This is a genomic window from Streptomyces sp. NPDC048462 (assembly GCF_043200175.1).
In the GTDB taxonomy this organism is placed as follows: Bacteria; Actinomycetota; Actinomycetes; order Streptomycetales; family Streptomycetaceae; genus Streptomyces.
In genome coordinates this window covers 1-15647 of sequence record NZ_JBICXG010000024.1, presented here as the reverse complement: position 1 = coordinate 15647, position 15647 = coordinate 1, and the positions used below count along the sequence as shown (strand labels likewise).

Below are 15647 nucleotides of genomic sequence, written 5' to 3'. Positions count from 1 at the left end.
AGTATCCGGGCTGGCCGTCAAGGGGGTCCGGCAATAGCTTGGCTCCCGTACGCGGCCGAGACACCTCCGACGGGCGGGATGGTCCGATGCAGAGCACAGCCGCACGCATCGGCGGCGCCGACAACCCACTCGGTCCCGGCTACAAGTGGATCGCCCTGTCGAACACCACGCTGGGTGTGCTGATCGCGACGATCAACCTGTCGATCATCCTCATCGCGCTGCCGGACATCTTCCGCGGCATCGGAGTGGACCCCCTGCAGCCGGGCAACACGAGCCTGCTGCTCTGGCTGATCATGAGCTACATGGTCGTCACCGCGGTGCTGGTGGTGAGCTTCGGCCGGCTGGGCGACATGTACGGCCGGGTGCGGATGTACAACCTGGGCTTCGCGGTCTTCACGCTCTTCTCCGTACTCCTCTCGGTGACCTGGATGCACGGCACCGCCGGTGCCCTGTGGCTGATCGGGATGCGGGTCCTCCAGGGTGTGGGCGGCGCGATGCTGATGGCCAATTCGAACGCGATCCTCACCGACGCCTTCCCGCCGCGGCAGCGCGGGCTCGCCCTGGGGCTCAACCAGGTCGCGGCCATCGCGGGGTCGTTCGTGGGTCTGGTGCTCGGCGGAGTGCTCGGCCCCTTCGACTGGCACCTGGTGTTCCTGGTCTCCGTACCGATCGGGCTGTTCGGCACGGTCTGGGCCTATCTGAAACTGCACGACACCGGCGTCCGCACCCCGGCCCGGATCGACCGGTGGGGCAACCTGACCTTCGCCGTCGGCCTGATCGCCGTGCTCTGCGGCATCACGTACGGCATCCAGCCCTACGGTGGGGACACCATGGGATGGACCAACCCCTGGGTCATCACCGCGATCGCCGGCGGGCTGGCCGTGCTGGGCCTCTTCTGCCTGATCGAGACCCGGGTCGCCCAGCCGATGTTCCACCTGGCGCTGTTCCGCATCCGGGCCTTCACCGCGGGGAACGTGGCCAGTCTCCTGGCGTCCCTGGGGCGTGGTGGCCTGATGTTCATCCTGATCATCTGGCTCCAGGGCATCTGGCTGCCCCGGCACGGCTACGGCTTCGAGCAGACCCCGCTGTGGGCCGGTATCTACATGCTGCCGCTGACGATCGGGTTCCTGATCGCCGGGCCCTTCTCCGGATGGGCCTCGGACCGCTACGGCGCCCGGCTCTTCACCTCCGGCGGCATGGTCCTGGCAGCCGCGACCTTCGTGGCGCTCAAGGAACTGCCGGTCGATTTCGACTACCCGCTCTTCGCCCTGATCCTGCTCGTCAACGGGCTGGCCATGGGACTCTTCGCCTCGCCCAACCGGGCCGCGATCATGAACAGTCTGCCGCCGGACCAGCGCGGTGTGGGCGCGGGGATCAGCACCACGTTCCAGAACTCGGCCACGGTGCTTTCCATCGGCATCTTCTTCTCGCTGATGATCGCCGGCCTGGCGAGCTCGCTGCCCCACACGCTGGCCCACGGACTCACCGAGCAGGGCGTGCCGTCCGCCGACGCGGCACGCGTCGCGGCCCTGCCACCGGTCGGCGTGCTGTTCGCGGCGCTCCTGGGATACAACCCGGTACGCAGCCTGCTGGGCCCGGAGACCCTGGCGCAGCTGCCCACCGCTCACGCCGATTACCTCACCGGGCGGGCGTTCTTCCCGACGCTGATCTCCGGACCGTTCGAGCAGGGCCTCTCCGTGGCCTTCGACTTCGCCATCGCGGCGTGCCTGGTGGCCGCAGTCGTCTCGCTGCTCCGAGGCGGGCGCTACGTCCACGGCGAGACGGTGACCGCGAAGGCGTGACACCCGAGGTCCGCCCCGGAGCCGTCAGGCGCGGCGGCGCAGCCGCAGCGGTGCGTAGACGGCGAGGGCCGCGAGGAACGCCACCCCGTAGGCGAGGTCCGCCCCGTGCAGCGCCTTCGCCACCGGGCCCACGTACAGGCTGGTGTTCATGAACGGCACCGCGGCGGCGAACGCGGCGACGAAGGCGGTGAGCGCCGGCCACCACGGCTGAGCGCGGGAGCTCTCGGCGGCCAGGTCGACGGGGGAGCCGCCGCGGGTCCGCGCGCGGACGAGCCAGTCGACGGCCACGATGGCGACGAACCCGGGGATCCAGTAGCCGACGAGCAGCAGCACGTTCTGGAAGCGGGCGGTGGTGTCGGCCGCGTGCATCCACAGGACGAGGGGGAAGCCGAGGGCTGCGGCGAGCGCGGCGGCGACGGGGCGCGGCAGGCGGACGCCCATGGTCTGCAGCGCCAGCGATCCGCTGTAGTCGTTCATGGCGTTGCTGCACAGCGCGGCGAGCGCGATGGCGAGCAGCCCGAACGCTCCGAGCGCGCCACCGCCCAGCAGGGCGTCGACGCCGTGCGCGGTCTGGTCGGTGAAGACGGACGCACCCCACAGGCCGAGCGTCTGGACCGCCACGAACGAGACGCTGACACCGAGCAGCGTGCACCAGAACATCCGGGGCCGCGAAGCGGTGCGCGGCAGATAGCGGCTGAAGTCGCTGGCGTACGGCGCCCAGGACAGCGCCAGGCTCAGGGCGATGGTGCACGTCAGGACGAACGCGCCGGCCCGGTCGGCGCCGTGCGCGGTGCCGGTCGCGGCGGGGTGGACCCCGTGCAGGAGCTTGGTGGCGAGCACCGCGAACGCGGCGGCGAGGACGAAGGTCATCACGGTCTGGAGCCGGTGGATCACCTCGTACCCCAGCACGCCGAGCGCGCCCTGGGCGGCCATCATGACCAGCACCCCCAGCCAGAAGGGCCAGCCGCACAACTGGGCCAGCGCCTCCCCGCCGAACAGCCCGATCAGCGCGTCCCAGGCGATGGACGACAGCCACTGGAGCGTGCCCGGAAGCACCACACCGCGCCCGAACGCCAGCCTGGCGAGCGGAAGTTGCCCGGCCCCGGTCTGGCTGCCCCAGGTGCCCAGATACGCGGTGGGCACGGCGCCCACGAGCGTGCCGAGCACGACGGCGGTGAGTGCGGTCGCGAAGTCCAGGCCGAGCGCGATGCCGACGGTGCCGGTGAAGACCCCGGTCATGGTCAGGTTGGGGGCGAACCAGACGGTGAACAGCCGGCCGGGCCCGCCGTAGCGGCGGTCCTCCGGAACGGGCGCTATCCCGTGCGCCTCCACGCGCAGATCACCGGGGGCGGTGGGCATCCGCCCGTCGAACGCGGGCCGCCGGTCCGTGGCGGCGCGCTCGTCCTGGGCATACGGCAATGACATGAAGACATCCCTCCGCCAGTGCTAACTGGTTCAGGTTCGACGGGTGTGTTCTCAGCCCCTGCGAGGGGCACCCCGTGTCCGGTGCGGCGGCCAGGATAGCCGGGCGGCTGCGGGCCGCGGTGCGGGGGGTCAGACGGCGAGCGCGCAGCGGAAGCCGCCGTGGCCGGTCGTGCTGTCCGGGCTGTTCGAGGTGCGGGCGGCGACGCGGTAGCGGTTGCAGTAGGAGCGGTGGCACAGGTGCGAGCCGCCGCGCAGTACCCGGTACTCGCCGTGCGGCGGCCCTGCGGGGTCGGTGCGGGTCTCGGCGCGGCCGTTGGTGTGCCAGTCGGCGCTGAACAGGTCGGCGCACCACTCCCACACGTTGCCGGAGACGTTGTACAGGCCGAAGCCGTTGGGCGCGTAGGCCTTGACGGGGGCGGTGCCCGCGTAACCGTCCTCGCGGGTGTTGCGTACCGGGAAGTCGCCCTGCCAGATGTTGCAGCGGTGCCGGCCGTTCGGGGTCAGCTCGTCGCCCCAGGGGAACCGGGCCCGGACGAGGCCGCCGCGTGCCGCCTTCTCCCACTCGGCCTCGGTGGGCAGCCGCTTGCCGGCCCACCGGGCGTAGGCCGTCGCGTCGTTCCACGACACATGGACCACCGGGTGGTCCCGGCGGTCGCCGATCGAGGTGCCGGGCCCCTCGGGTGCCCGCCAGTGCGCCCCGGTCACCGCCCGCCACCAGGGGGCGCCGGGCACGGTGCCCGGCAGTACGGCACGGCGCGCCGACGGGGGGACGAAGGCGCCGAACACATACGACCAGCCGATGAGTTCGGCCTCGGTGCGATAGCCGGTGGCCTTGACGAAGACGGCGAACCGGGCGTTGCTGACGCAGGCCGCGTCGATGTGGAACGGCCCGGTCGTGACCTCCCGCACCGGTCCCTCGCCGTCGTCCGGGAACGCGTCCTGGTCCTCGCCGCCCATCAGGAACGGTCCGCCGGGTACGGCGACCATGCCGCGCAGCAGCTCGGCCCGGCCGCGCACGGGGACGGCGAACTCCGCCGGGGGAGCGGCGGTCACGGCCTGGGCGCCCTCGCGGGCGGGCCCGCAGCAGGCGCTCACCGGGCGGTCCCGCCGCCGGGCGTGCCGGGTGCCGGGCGGTCGAGCAGCTCCGCCAGGTCCTGGCCGGTGGTGCGCAGCAGCAGGGCGACCCCGCCGAGCGCGGCGGCCTCACCGCCGAGGGTGGAGCCGCGCACCTCGATGGTGCGGGGGGCGGACGGCAGGGAGAGCGCGGCGAGCTGTTGCCGGATGGGGGCGAGGACGAGACCGTCCAGGGCCGCCGGTTCGCCGTAGACGACGATGCACTCGGGGTCCACCTGCGCGGCGAGGGCGGCGAGCACCCGGCCGGCGACGAGGGCCGCGGTCCGGATCACGTCGGCGGCGTCCGGCTGGCCCCCGGCGGCGAGCGCGACCAGCTCCGCGGCGTCGTGCGCGGTGACCCCGCGATCGGCGCAGGCGGTGAGCATCGCGGGGACGGAGATGAGCCCCTCCAGGCAGCCGCGGCCGCCGCAGTGGCAGGGTTTTCCCTCGGGGTCGCAGCTGGTGTGGCCGATCTCGCCGGCCGCGCCGTGGGCGCCGTGCACGAGTGAGCCGTTGACGACGAGTCCGCCACCGACCCCTTCCGACCAGCGCAGATAGACAGCGTTGTCGAAGCCTCGGGCGGCGCCCCAGGTCACCTCGGCGAGTGCGGCGAGCCGGGAGTTGTTGTCCGTGAGCACGGGGGCGTCGAAGTGCCTGCCCAGTTCGGCGGCGACGTGGCCGGCGAACGGCGTCATCGTGCGCGGGTCGCCGGAGGCCGGGTTCTGTACGAAGCCGGGGAGGCCGAGGCCGATGCCCTCGACCGGGGCGAGGCTGATGTTCTCGCGCCGCACCAGCTCCTCGACGCCGCGGATCGCCTGCGCGGCCCGCTCGGCGGCGCCGCTGTCGGCGGGGACGGGGGCACTGTAGCGGCCGACGATCTCATGGGCGCAGTTGGCCACGACGACATGGACGCGGTGGCGCTGGAGGTCGATGCCGATCAGCTCGGCCCCGCGGGAGTTGAGGGAGATCTCCAGGGCCGGCCTGCCCCGGCCGCGCGGCTGCTCCGGGTCGGGGGCCGGCTGTTCGACGACGGCCTTGCGCTCCAGCAGATCGGAGACGATCGCGAACAGGGTGGTACGGGAGAGCCCGACCCGCTCCTTCAGCTCGCCTCGGCTCAGCGCGCCCGACCTGCGCAGTTCACCGAGTACGGCGGCTTCATTGGCCCTGCGCAGGCGTTGCAGGGCGTCGGTGCGTTCCGTCATGGACGCATGGTCGATCGGGTCAGGGCTTTCTGTCAATGCGCCGGACGAATTCACACAATGTTTATTCCCGAGGGTTGACGTAAAAAAGTCGGCGTCCCTACAGTTCCGGTCAGCCGACTGCACCGGCACCTGCCGAAGCGCCGCGGACCGGCATCGGCCGGGTTCCCGGCAGCACACCGAGCGACCACCGAAAGGGCGGCCCGAGTGGCTCCGCGCAACGTCCTGTTCCTGATGACCGACCAGCACCGGGTCGACACCCTGGGCTGTTACGGCAACCCAATCGTCGACACCCCGGCCCTCGACGCCCTCGCGGCCGGAGGGACCCGCTTCGACCGCTTCTACACCCCGACCGCGATCTGTACCCCGGCCCGTGCCTCGCTGGCCACCGGCCTCCACCCCTTCCGCCACGGGATGCTGAACAACCCCGAGCGCAACGGCGGGAGCAAGGACGAGCTCTCCGACGACGACCCCACGCTCTGGGGGCAGTTGGCGGACCGGGGCTACTCGGTGGGCCATGTCGGCAAGTGGCACATCGGCCGTGACCGGGGCCCCGAGTTCTACGGCCTGGACGGCGAGCACCTGCCCGGCGCCCTCAACCCCGTACACCACCCCTCGTACGAGAAGTGGCTCCGGGACAACGGCTTCCCGCCCTTCGCGGTACGCGAAGCCGTCTTCGGGACCGCCGCCAACGGCACGGGGCGCGGGCACCTCATCGCGGGCCGGCTGCAGCAGCCGGCCGAGGCCACCATGGAGGCCTACCTCACCGACCGCACACTCGGCCTGCTGGACCGCTACGCCGGCGAATGGAAGGCGAACCGCAAGCCGTTCATGCTGTCCTGCCACTGGTACGGCCCGCACCTGCCGTATCTGATCCCCGACAGCTACTACGACCTGTACGACCCCGACGACGTCCCGCTGCCCGCCTCGATGGCCGAGACCTTCGCCGGGAAGCCCGAGGTGCAGCGCCAGTACAGCGCGTACTGGTCGTCGGACGGATTCAACGCCGCCGCCTGGCGCAAGCTGATCGCCGTCTACTGGGGCTACGTCACGATGATCGACCACCAGGCCGGGCGGCTGATCGAGGCGCTCAAGGGACACGGCCTGTGGGACGACACGGCGGTCTTCTTCACCGCCGACCACGGTGAGTTCACCGGCGCCCACCGGCTCAACGACAAGGGCCCGGCGATGTACGAGGACATCTACCGGATCCCCGGCATCGCCCGGATTCCCGGCGCACCGCCCCAGGTCAGTGACGACTTCGCCGGGCTCATCGACCTCAACCCGACCATTCTCGAACTGGCCGGAGCACCCGTGCCCGACCAGTGCGACGGCATCAGCCTGCTGCCCCTGCTGACCGGGACGGGGGCCGGGGCCGCGTCCGGGGGTGCCCGCGACGAGGTCGTCGCCGAGTTCCACGGCCACCACTTCCCCTACTCGCAGCGCATGCTCCGCGACCGGCGCCACAAGCTGGTCCACAACCCGGAGAGCGTGCACGAGCTGTACGACCTGGTGACCGACCCGCACGAACTGCACAACGTGTACGACGCGCCCGCCTACGCGGACATCAGGCGCGACCTCACCGTGCGGCTCTACCGCGAACTGCTGCGCCGCGGCGACCCCGCCTACACGTGGATGAGCTACATGGCCGACATCGGCGGCGACCGGGCGGCGGACGTCGACGGGGTAGCGGAGGAAGTGGCATGAAGACACCGGCGGAAGCTCCCGCCCCGCAGCGGGATCGGCGCCCGGACGCGGCGGGCACGAGCGGTCCCCCCGCTCCGAAGGCCGCCCGCAACCCCGGAAGGAAGGCGCGCGGGACCGGCCGGCTCACCGCCGCGCTGCTCGGCCTCGCATCCGCGGCGCTCGGCCTGCTCGCCTGGGCCATCCTCGCCAACAGCGGCATCGACGGCTTCCCCGGGCCTGTGGCCGTGGCCCGCCGCGCGGGTGAACTCAGCGCGGACGGAACCCTGTTCGCCGATGCGGGCGCCAGCCTCAAGCGCGTCCTCACCGGCTACGTGCTGGGCGTCGTCCTGGCGGTCCCGGTCGGCTTCCTGATGGGCTGGTATCCGGTCGTCCGCAGGCTGATCGAACCGTGGCTGCAGTTCTTCCGCATGGTGCCGCCGCTCGCGATCATCCCGCTCGCCATCGTCCTCATGGGCATCGACGAGACCCCGAAGATCTTCGTGATCTTCCTGGCCTCCTTCCTGTCGTCCGTCGTCTCCACCTTCCAGGGCGTCGTCGCCGTCGACGTCACCCTCGTCAACGCCGCCCGGGTGCTCGGCGCCCGTGACCCGCAGGTCTTCATCGGCGTCGTCGTGCCCGCCTCCACCCCGTTCATCCTGGTCGGCATGCGGATCGGGCTCGGCGCCTCCTGGGCGACCGTCGTCGCCGCCGAACTCATCGCGGCCCAGGGCGGACTGGGCTTCCGGATGCAGCAGGCACAGCTCTACTACGACCTGCCGACCATCTTCGTCCAGCTCATCGCGATCGGCGCGATCGGCCTCGCCATGGACCGGCTGCTGCTCCTCGCCGAGCGCCGGCTCACCCACTGGCAGGAACGGCGGTAACCATGCCCACCATCAACTTCCGTGACGTGAGCCGGGACTTCGCGGTCAAGGACGGCGACTTCCTGGCCCTTGACCGGGTCTCCCTCGACATCGACGACGGCGAGTTCGTCACCGTCGTCGGACCCTCCGGCTGCGGCAAGAGCACCCTGATGAACATCGCCGCCGGACTCCTCGACGCCACCGGCGGCGAGGTCACCGTCGACGGCGTCCCCGTACGCGGCCCAGCCCCCGAACGAGGCGTCATCTTCCAGCAGTACGCGCTCTTCCCGTGGATGACCGTCGCGGCCAACGTCGAGTACGGACTCAAGGTCGCCGGTGTCAGGAGGGCCGAGCGCCGCCGCCGGGCCCGCGAGGTCATCGAACTCGTCGGCCTCACCGACTTCGCGGACTCGCTGCCCAAGACCCTCTCCGGAGGCATGAAGCAGCGCTGCGCCATCGCCCGCGCCTACGCCGTGGACCCGAAGGTCCTCCTGATGGACGAACCCTTCGGCGCCCTCGACTCCCTCACCCGGGTCCGGATGCAGGAGTCGCTCCTGGACACCTGGGGCCGGGACCGGCGCACCGTCATGTTCATCACCCACGACGTGGACGAGGCGGTCTTCCTCGCCAACCGCGTCGTCGTCATGGCGGCCCGCCCCGGCCGCATCCACACGGTCGTCCCGGTCACGCTGCCCTATCCGCGTACCGAGGAGCAGCGGCTGTCCGCGGAGTTCGCCGAGTTGCGTGCCCGGGTGTGGCACGCCGTCCACCACCAGCCCGCCCCGCTCGAAGGAATCGCGTCATGAAGTCGATCCGTGCCGTCGGCCGCCGTACGGCCGGCCTGTTCCTGGCCCTGGCACTCGTGTCCGTCACCACCGGCTGCGGGGGCGACTCCTCGTCGGATGCCGCGGACGGCGGACCGCGGAAGGTGAGGTTCGGCTACATCGCCGACTACAGCGGCTCCGTCGCGCTGGCCGTCGCCCAGAAGCGCGGACTGTGGAAGAAGGCGGGTCTCACCCCCGAGCTGAAGGTCTTCACCAACGGCCCGCTCCAGGTCCAGGCACTCGGCTCCGGCGACCTGGACTTCGGCTACCTCGGTCCCGGCGCACTGTGGCTGCCCGCCTCGGGCCGCGCGTCCATCGTCTCCGTCAACATGCTGGGCCTGGCCGACCGGGTCATCGCCCGGCCAGGCTCGGGCATCGAGAAGCCCGCCGACCTCAAGGGCCGGAAGGTGGCCGTCGCGGAGGGCACCTCGGGCGACATGATCCTCAACCTGGCGCTGCGCGAGGCCGGTCTGAAGCAGAGCGACGTCAAGAAGGTCGTCATGGACGCCTCGACCGTCGTCACGGCGTTCTCGTCCGGTCAGGTCGACGCGGCGGCCACCTGGTACCCGCTGATCGACACGATGAAGAAGAAGGTCCCCGGTCTCAAGGAGATCAGCCGGACCCAGGACTACTACCCGAAGCTGACCTTCCCGAATGTCTTCGTGACCCAGCCGAAGCTGGCCTCCGGGGACCCGGAACTCGTCAAGAAGGTGACCGGGGTGCTCAAGGAGGCCGGTGACTGGACCGAGGCACACCCCAGGGAGTCGGAGACCGTCACCGCCGGCTTCCTGAAGCTGCCGGCCGGGCAGCTCAAGGGCTCCACCGACTACGTGAAGATCCTTCCCTCCGCCGAGCTGACGAAGCTCGGCAAGGACGGCACGGTCGACGGCTGGTTCGACGAACTCGCCGCCGTCTTCGGCCGGATGGGGAAACTGCCCGATCCGGGCAAGGCCGAGGACTACTACCTCGGTGACCTGTACGCCGAAGCCGGAAAGGCGGACCGATCATGAACGACTCCAACCGCTCCAGCGACTCCGAGGACCGCGGCGACTTCGCCGCCACCACTGGCGCCACCGAGCCGGGCGCCCTGAGATCCGGCGTCCTGAGACGGCGCGGATTCCTCGCGGGGGCGGCCGGTCTGGCCGGTGCGACCCTGCTGCCCGCCATCACCGCCACCGGGGCCGCCGCCGGCACCCCGGCGGCGGCCGGCGCCCCGCTCCGGGCGGTCTCCGGCGGCCGGGCACGGGCCACCGTGCTCTGGTGGGGCGAGGGCAGCGCCGAGTTCGCCGCCACCGAACTGCGCGACTACATCCGGCGGATCACCGGGGTCCGGCTGCCGCTGCGCGCCGTGACCGACCCCGGCGCGCCCGTACCCGGCGGTGTCACCGGCCTGGTGGCCCTGGGCGCGGGCACCGGCAGCACGGGCGGCATCGGCGCCGGCCGGCTGGCGGACGCCGGACGGGAACTCGACGGTGCGCCGGAGGACTCCTTCACCCTGCTGGGCGACGACGCCCTGCTCCTGCTGACGGGGCGCGGCGACCGCGCGCCGCTGTACGCCGTGTACGCCCTCCTGGAGCGCGCCGGGGTGCGCTTCTTCGCCCCGGCCTTCCCCGCGTACGAGGGCCACCACGAGCGGATACCGAGCAGCCGCACCCTCGAATTCCCGGCCGTGCGCCTCACCGGCCGGCCGGGCACCGACCTGCGGCGCCAGTACGCCGAGGAGGGGTTCAGCCACACCGCCGCGAGCCTGCCCCCGCTGCTCGACTGGATGGCCAAGAACCGGCTGAACACCTTCGTCTACCCGACGGACTACCTGGGCCTCGGCGTCACCACGTACGACGGGGTGCGCGATGTCCTGGTCCGCGAGGCGGCCAAGCGCTCCCTCCGCGTCGAGACCGGCGGGCACGGCTATGACAGCTTCCTGCCGAAGGCCGACTACCCGCAGTTCTACGAGTCCGGCGGCCCGGTCTTCGACATCTACAACCCGCAGGCCCTGGACGCGTACGTGAGCGAGGTCGTCGCCTTCCTGCGGGAGCGCCCCGAGATCACGCTCTTCGGCTGCTGGCCACCGGACGTCGGCGCCTTCCAGAAGCCCGTCCTCGACCGGTACGGCACCGCGTCCAACGCCGAGTCGGTCGTGGTCAACGAGCTCGCCCGGGTGCTGCGCGAGGAACTGCCCGGGGTCCGGGTCGAACGGATCGCGTACGCCTCCACCGTGCAGCCCCCCGGCCCCCAGTACCCCTGCGACCCCGAGGTGGTGGTGGACTTCGCCCCGTACGGCCGGAATTACGACGGCCACCTGGGCGACCCCTCGGTGGGCGCCAACACCGCTCTGGCGAAGGCGCTGCGGGGCTGGCGCTCGACGCACCGGGGCCCGCTCGCGATGTACGAGTACTACCGGCGGTACCGCTGGCGCAGCCTTCCGGTCCACCCGCTCACCACCATCGCGGCCGACGCCGTCTTCGAGTCGGGGCTCGGTCTGAACGGCATCGGCATGTACAGCGAGCCGGGCGACTGGATCACCTACGAGCACGTCCAGTCCCTGGTCGCCGCGCTGGCCTGGGACAGCTCACTTGACGCCGGCGGCTACCTGGACGGCTACCTGGAGGCCCGGTTCGGCGCCGCCGGGGCCGACGCGATGGGGCGCTACTACGAGCTGACGGCCCTGGACCCCGACACCCACGGGCCCGGTGTGCTCACCACGAACTACGGGCAGGCGCGGGCCGCCCTCCAGGAGGCGGCCGGCCGGGCGGAGGACCCCGCGCCCCGCACCCTGCTCGACCGGCTGACCCGCAACCTGGACATCGCGCTGGCCGACATGAGGATCGGCCTGGCACCGGCGGGCAGCGCCGAACTGGACGCGGCGCGGCGGGAGTACCGGGCACTCGTGCACCGCAACCGGTTCAACGGCGTGTGCCTGCCCAACATGCAGGCGTGGGGGCGCTGGAACGGCCCCGACAGCCAGTCGCCGTACGACGACGCCCGCATCCGCCAGGACGTCGTCGACACGTACGCGAGCCCTGCGGCCGGGTTCGGCGACCCGGGGTTCCTGGTGCTCGAACGGGGCGGTGCCCCGGTGCCGCTCGACGTGGAGGCCCAGGACGCCGACTTCGCCGGCCACACCGTCCACTGGACGGCGACCGCGCCCGACGGCGTCGTCCTGGCGCCGTCGAGCGGCACGCTGAAGGTGCGCGGCACCCGGGGCGCCGCCGCCCGGGTCGCCGTACGGGCCACCGCGGACGCGCCGGCCGGCGCACACCCGGTCACGCTGGAGTTCCGCCTTGCCGACGGGACCCGGCTGGTCCCCTCCAGGGTGGAGACCGAAATCCGCTGACAGGCACGGCGGCCCGGCGCCCGTCCCGCCCCGGCATCCGGCCGAGGGGGACGGGGCAGCCGTCCGCCGCCCCGGCCGGTGCCGCGTATCCCCGGCTCAGCTGTAGAGCTTGGCCACGAAAGCGGAGAGGTTGGCCGAGGCGCGGGCGATCTGCTCCTCCACCGTCAGTGACTCCTTGAACCGGGCGCCCGAGGGCACGGCCTTCTTCCCCCGGACGTAGAGCGAGCAGGCCAGATCGGTGCACATGTACAGGCCGACCGAATTTCCCTCGCGCCCGGCCTGCCCGGTCTTGCGGGCGGTCATCAGGGATACCCCGCTGCCGGGGTGTGTGGTCAGACAGAGCGAGCACATGCTCCGGTGCAGGAAGCCGCGCTGCTGGGAGGGGAAGCGGAGCGTGATGCCGGCCGTCCTGCCCTCGTGCTCGGTGACGATGTAGCTGCGCCCGGGAGCGGACAGGTCACGCCAGCCGAGGAAGTCCAGATCCTCCCACGGCAGCTCCTCGAGATCGCGGGGGAGCGGCAGACGCTTGGCTTCCCCCTTGGAGCAGTTGACGAACGATGTGCGGATGTCCTGCTCGGTCACGGCCTTCATGACATCGACGCTAACTCTGCCTATGACCCCTAGGCAAATGAATAAGTGTTTAGGGTTTCACCTGCGTGGCCTCGGGCAGTACGGCCAGCCGGTGGGCGGGCGGGTGCTCGATGCCGAGATCGGGGCGCCAGGCCGCGAGGATCTGTGCCGAGGGGTCGAACAACGGCGTCGGCAGCTCCTCGGGCCGGGTCCACCGCCAGTCGCTGATGAGATGGGGTTCGGTGACCTGTGGGCTGCCCGACTCCACCGTGACCAGGGCGGCCATGGTCACCCGGTTGATGCCGCCGGCCACGTCGTGCAGCATCGCGAAGACGCCCATGTCGTCCTCCCGAACCTCCAGACCCGTCTCCTCGCGGAGCTCGCGCACGGCCGCCGCCGCGATCGACTCGTGCGTCGGATCGACCTTCCCGCCCGGCAGTTCCCAGCTGCCGCTGTGGTGCCGGCCGAGCAGGACGCGCCCCTGCGTGTCCCGCACGATCACGCCCACCCCCAGGGCGGCCTGCGCCTGTGGCGGCCGGGAGTTGCGGTCCGGGATGCGCGCCGTCTCGCTGTCCATGTCTGTCTGCTCCTCGGGCTGGTCGGCGGCCGGTGACCGCCGTGAGGCGCCGAGCCTACGGGCGGGGACCGGAGTGCTGCGGTCAGCCGGTCAGCCGCAGGGACGTGGGTGAGATGCCCAGCCGTACCGTCTGCCCCCAGGTCAGCTCCAGCGCGTCCGCCTCCATCCCGTCACCGAAGACCACCACCCGGTCCGACTCCACGGTCAGCCGCAGCCCCTGCCCGCGCCCCAGCTCGCCCGAGACCAGTGAGGTGCCGGTGACCGGGGACGGCCAGGCCTCCCGGACGAACCAGAGCAGCCGGGAGTCGGTGGGCGCCGGCAGGGTGAGCGGGCTGCGGCGTTCCTGCCACAGGGAGCGCAGCCAGCCGGTGGCGCCGGTGCCGGTCCCGACCAGGACGCCGGAGGACGCCTGGGACTCTGCGGGGGAGTCGGCCGTGTCGGGGCCGAGCCGGTAGCGGGCCGTCTGGTGCCCCGGCGGGCCGAGGTAGATCTCGTTGAGCGCCAGCAGCCGCTGGGTGTCGTCGGCCACCGCCTCCACCATGGTCAGCTCGTCCACCGCGCCGCCCGGCGCCACGGCCGCCCGCAGCAGCGCCGCCGCGTCGGCGGTCCGGTGGCGGACCAGGACCCCGGGGTTGCGCCCGGGATCGGTGTCGATGCCGACGACGGGCTGGCCGGAGAGGTACTTGGCGGCGTTGGCGACCAGGCCGTCCTGGCCGACCACGACCACCACGTCCTCGGGTGCGAACAGGAACCGGTCCAGGTCCTGGCGCTCCACCCGGGACTGCCGCCACTGCAGCGGAACGGCCGCCGTCACATCGCTGAGCGCCTGCCGGGTCCGCTCGTGCCGCCGGGCGACCTCCTCGATGGACCGGCCCCGGCTCGTCAGGAAGAACGCCGCCTGGCCGTGGGTGCCGTGCCGCGCGAGCAGCTCCTCGTACTCGGTGGTGCGGTGGACCAGGACCGCTCGCGGCGCCAGGCTCACGCCCGGCTCTCCGGGGCGGGCCGGCCGAGCTTGGTGAGCAGGCCGGTGAGGACGTCGGGCGAGAGTGTGAGGCTGTCGATGCGCGGCAGGTTCTCCGCGAGCCGGGTGACGGCCAGGGCGTGCAGTGTCGCGGCCTCCACCTCTGCGTGCACCCGCAGCCAGGCCGCCTGGGACTCGGCACGCGCCGCGCCGACCTCGCGTGCCGATTCGGCCTCGGCGCGGGCGAGGCGCACCGTGCGCGCGGCCTCGGCCTCCGCGCGCACGCCGTCGGCCGCCGCGTTCTCCTCGGCTTCGCGCCGGGTGTTCGTACCGCGCTGCTCGACCAGCTGCTCCTCGCGGCGGGCGAGCTCGATCTGGCTGGCCAGCTCGTTCTCCGCGATGGTCCGCTCGCGCTCGACGGCCACGGCCCGCCGCTCGTACGTCGCGCGGTCGGCCTCCTGCTGGATCTGCTCACGGGCGGGGGTGCGCAGGGCCCGCTCCACCTCGGCCTCGGGCCGGATGGCGACGACGCGCACGGCCACCACCTCGATCCCGGTGGCGGGCAGCCGGGGCTCGGAGGCCAGGCCCGTGGCGACCCGCTCGCGCACGGCGGCGACGCCGTCGACCAGCGCGCCGGCCAGCGGGGTGCGGGCCAGCACGTCCAGGGTGTGCTGCTGGGCCGTCTCGGTGAGCAGGGTCGCGATCTGCTCCAGCGGTGCGCCGCGCCAGACGCCGGTGTCCGGGTCGACGGAGAAGTCCAGGCGCGCGGCGGCCTCGGCCGGATCACTGATGCGGTACGTCACGGTGGCCTGCACGGTGACGTCCTGGAAGTCGGCGGTGCGGGCGTGGAAGGCCATGGCCAGCTCGCGGTCGTTGACCGGAACCTCGGAGAGCGCGGCGCTGAGCGACCGGTACCAGAAGCTCAGCCCTGCCCCGTCGTGGGCGAGCAGACCGCGCTTGTGGTGGCGGATGTGGGCCGTGGGCGCGGAGCGCAGATGGCGCCAGCCGAAGCGCCTGGTGATGTCGGCCATGATGGGACCCCCTCGTTCTCGTCATTGAGACGATAAAGGGAGTGGGTCATATCGTCAAGAGGACGAGAAGGAGGGGTCCCGTGTCGGTGGCGTTCGGCGTGCGAAAGCGGGCGGCCGGTGACTCCCGAAGAAGTCACCGGCCGCCCGGAGGTGGGCCCCCCCCCGCCCCCCCGGGGGGCGCGGGCGGGCCGGCCTGATCCCCGGGGGGGGCGGCCCCCCGCAGTCAGGACCCGGGCGCGGGGGCGGCCCGGCCGCCGGCGGG

General features: G+C 72.4%; 13 protein-coding genes and 1 riboswitch. Of the genes, 6 read left to right on the top strand and 7 right to left on the bottom strand.

What is annotated here, in order from left to right:
- The first annotated feature begins 86 nt into the window (after window positions 1–86).
- Entirely contained in the window at window positions 87–1802 is a 1716-nt protein-coding gene (locus ACGFU6_RS30410) for an MFS transporter (RefSeq protein ID WP_393615540.1), read from the top strand.
- A 24-nt stretch (window positions 1803–1826) separates the two neighbouring features.
- Here ACGFU6_RS30410 and ACGFU6_RS30405 read toward each other — a convergent pair whose 3' ends face one another.
- From ACGFU6_RS30405 to ACGFU6_RS30395, 3 genes are all read right to left on the bottom strand, one after another.
- Window positions 1827–3227, bottom strand: coding sequence for a purine-cytosine permease family protein (locus ACGFU6_RS30405; protein ID WP_393615538.1), 1401 nt, complete (start codon window positions 3225–3227; stop codon window positions 1827–1829).
- Window positions 3218–3312: riboswitch (TPP riboswitch) on the bottom strand. It overlaps the preceding gene by 10 nt.
- 44 nt (window positions 3313–3356) lie before the next feature.
- Window positions 3357–4322 (bottom strand): formylglycine-generating enzyme family protein, encoded by a 966-nt coding sequence (locus tag ACGFU6_RS30400; RefSeq protein ID WP_393615536.1) that lies wholly within the window; start codon window positions 4320–4322, stop codon window positions 3357–3359.
- Window positions 4319–5542: an ROK family transcriptional regulator gene (locus ACGFU6_RS30395; RefSeq protein WP_393615534.1), complete on the bottom strand. Its 1224-nt coding sequence runs from the start codon at window positions 5540–5542 to the stop codon at window positions 4319–4321. The genes ACGFU6_RS30400 and ACGFU6_RS30395 overlap by 4 nt, the downstream gene beginning before the upstream one ends.
- 204 nt (window positions 5543–5746) lie before the next feature.
- On the opposite strand from ACGFU6_RS30395, the gene ACGFU6_RS30390 reads away from it, so the two are divergent.
- Genes ACGFU6_RS30390 through ACGFU6_RS30370 form a run of 5 tightly spaced genes read left to right on the top strand, consistent with a single transcriptional unit; the run spans window position 5747 to window position 12246 of the window.
- Complete coding sequence (locus tag ACGFU6_RS30390; protein ID WP_393615532.1) at window positions 5747–7246, top strand: sulfatase-like hydrolase/transferase; 1500 nt, start codon at window positions 5747–5749, stop codon at window positions 7244–7246.
- On the top strand, window positions 7243–8109 hold the full coding sequence (locus ACGFU6_RS30385; RefSeq protein WP_393615530.1) for an ABC transporter permease: 867 nt from the start codon (window positions 7243–7245) through the stop codon (window positions 8107–8109). Before ACGFU6_RS30390 ends, ACGFU6_RS30385 begins: the two co-directional genes overlap by 4 nt.
- A gap of 2 nt (window positions 8110–8111) precedes the next feature.
- On the top strand, window positions 8112–8894 hold the full coding sequence (locus tag ACGFU6_RS30380) for an ABC transporter ATP-binding protein (RefSeq protein WP_393615528.1): 783 nt from the start codon (window positions 8112–8114) through the stop codon (window positions 8892–8894).
- Entirely contained in the window at window positions 8891–9922 is a 1032-nt protein-coding gene (locus ACGFU6_RS30375; protein WP_393615526.1) for an aliphatic sulfonate ABC transporter substrate-binding protein, read from the top strand. The genes ACGFU6_RS30380 and ACGFU6_RS30375 overlap by 4 nt, the downstream gene beginning before the upstream one ends.
- Entirely contained in the window at window positions 9919–12246 is a 2328-nt protein-coding gene (locus tag ACGFU6_RS30370) for a DUF4838 domain-containing protein (RefSeq protein WP_393615524.1), read from the top strand. The genes ACGFU6_RS30375 and ACGFU6_RS30370 overlap by 4 nt, the downstream gene beginning before the upstream one ends.
- Before the next feature lie 96 nt (window positions 12247–12342).
- On the opposite strand, the gene ACGFU6_RS30365 is transcribed toward ACGFU6_RS30370, so the two are convergent.
- The 4 genes from ACGFU6_RS30365 to ACGFU6_RS30350 form a co-directional block, all read right to left on the bottom strand.
- Window positions 12343–12837, bottom strand: a complete 495-nt coding sequence (locus ACGFU6_RS30365; RefSeq protein ID WP_393615522.1) for an FBP domain-containing protein — start codon at window positions 12835–12837, stop codon at window positions 12343–12345.
- A gap of 49 nt (window positions 12838–12886) precedes the next feature.
- A complete protein-coding gene (locus ACGFU6_RS30360) occupies window positions 12887–13393 on the bottom strand; it encodes an NUDIX hydrolase (RefSeq protein ID WP_393615520.1) in 507 nt (168 codons plus the stop codon).
- Between the two features lie 82 nt (window positions 13394–13475).
- Window positions 13476–14375, bottom strand: coding sequence for a hypothetical protein (locus ACGFU6_RS30355; RefSeq protein ID WP_393615519.1), 900 nt, complete (start codon window positions 14373–14375; stop codon window positions 13476–13478).
- The gene (locus ACGFU6_RS30350) at window positions 14372–15385 is read right to left on the bottom strand and encodes an SPFH domain-containing protein (protein WP_393615518.1); all 1014 of its coding nucleotides are present in this window, start codon (window positions 15383–15385) and stop codon (window positions 14372–14374) included. Before ACGFU6_RS30350 ends, ACGFU6_RS30355 begins: the two co-directional genes overlap by 4 nt.
- Between the last annotated feature and the right edge of the window lie 262 nt (window positions 15386–15647).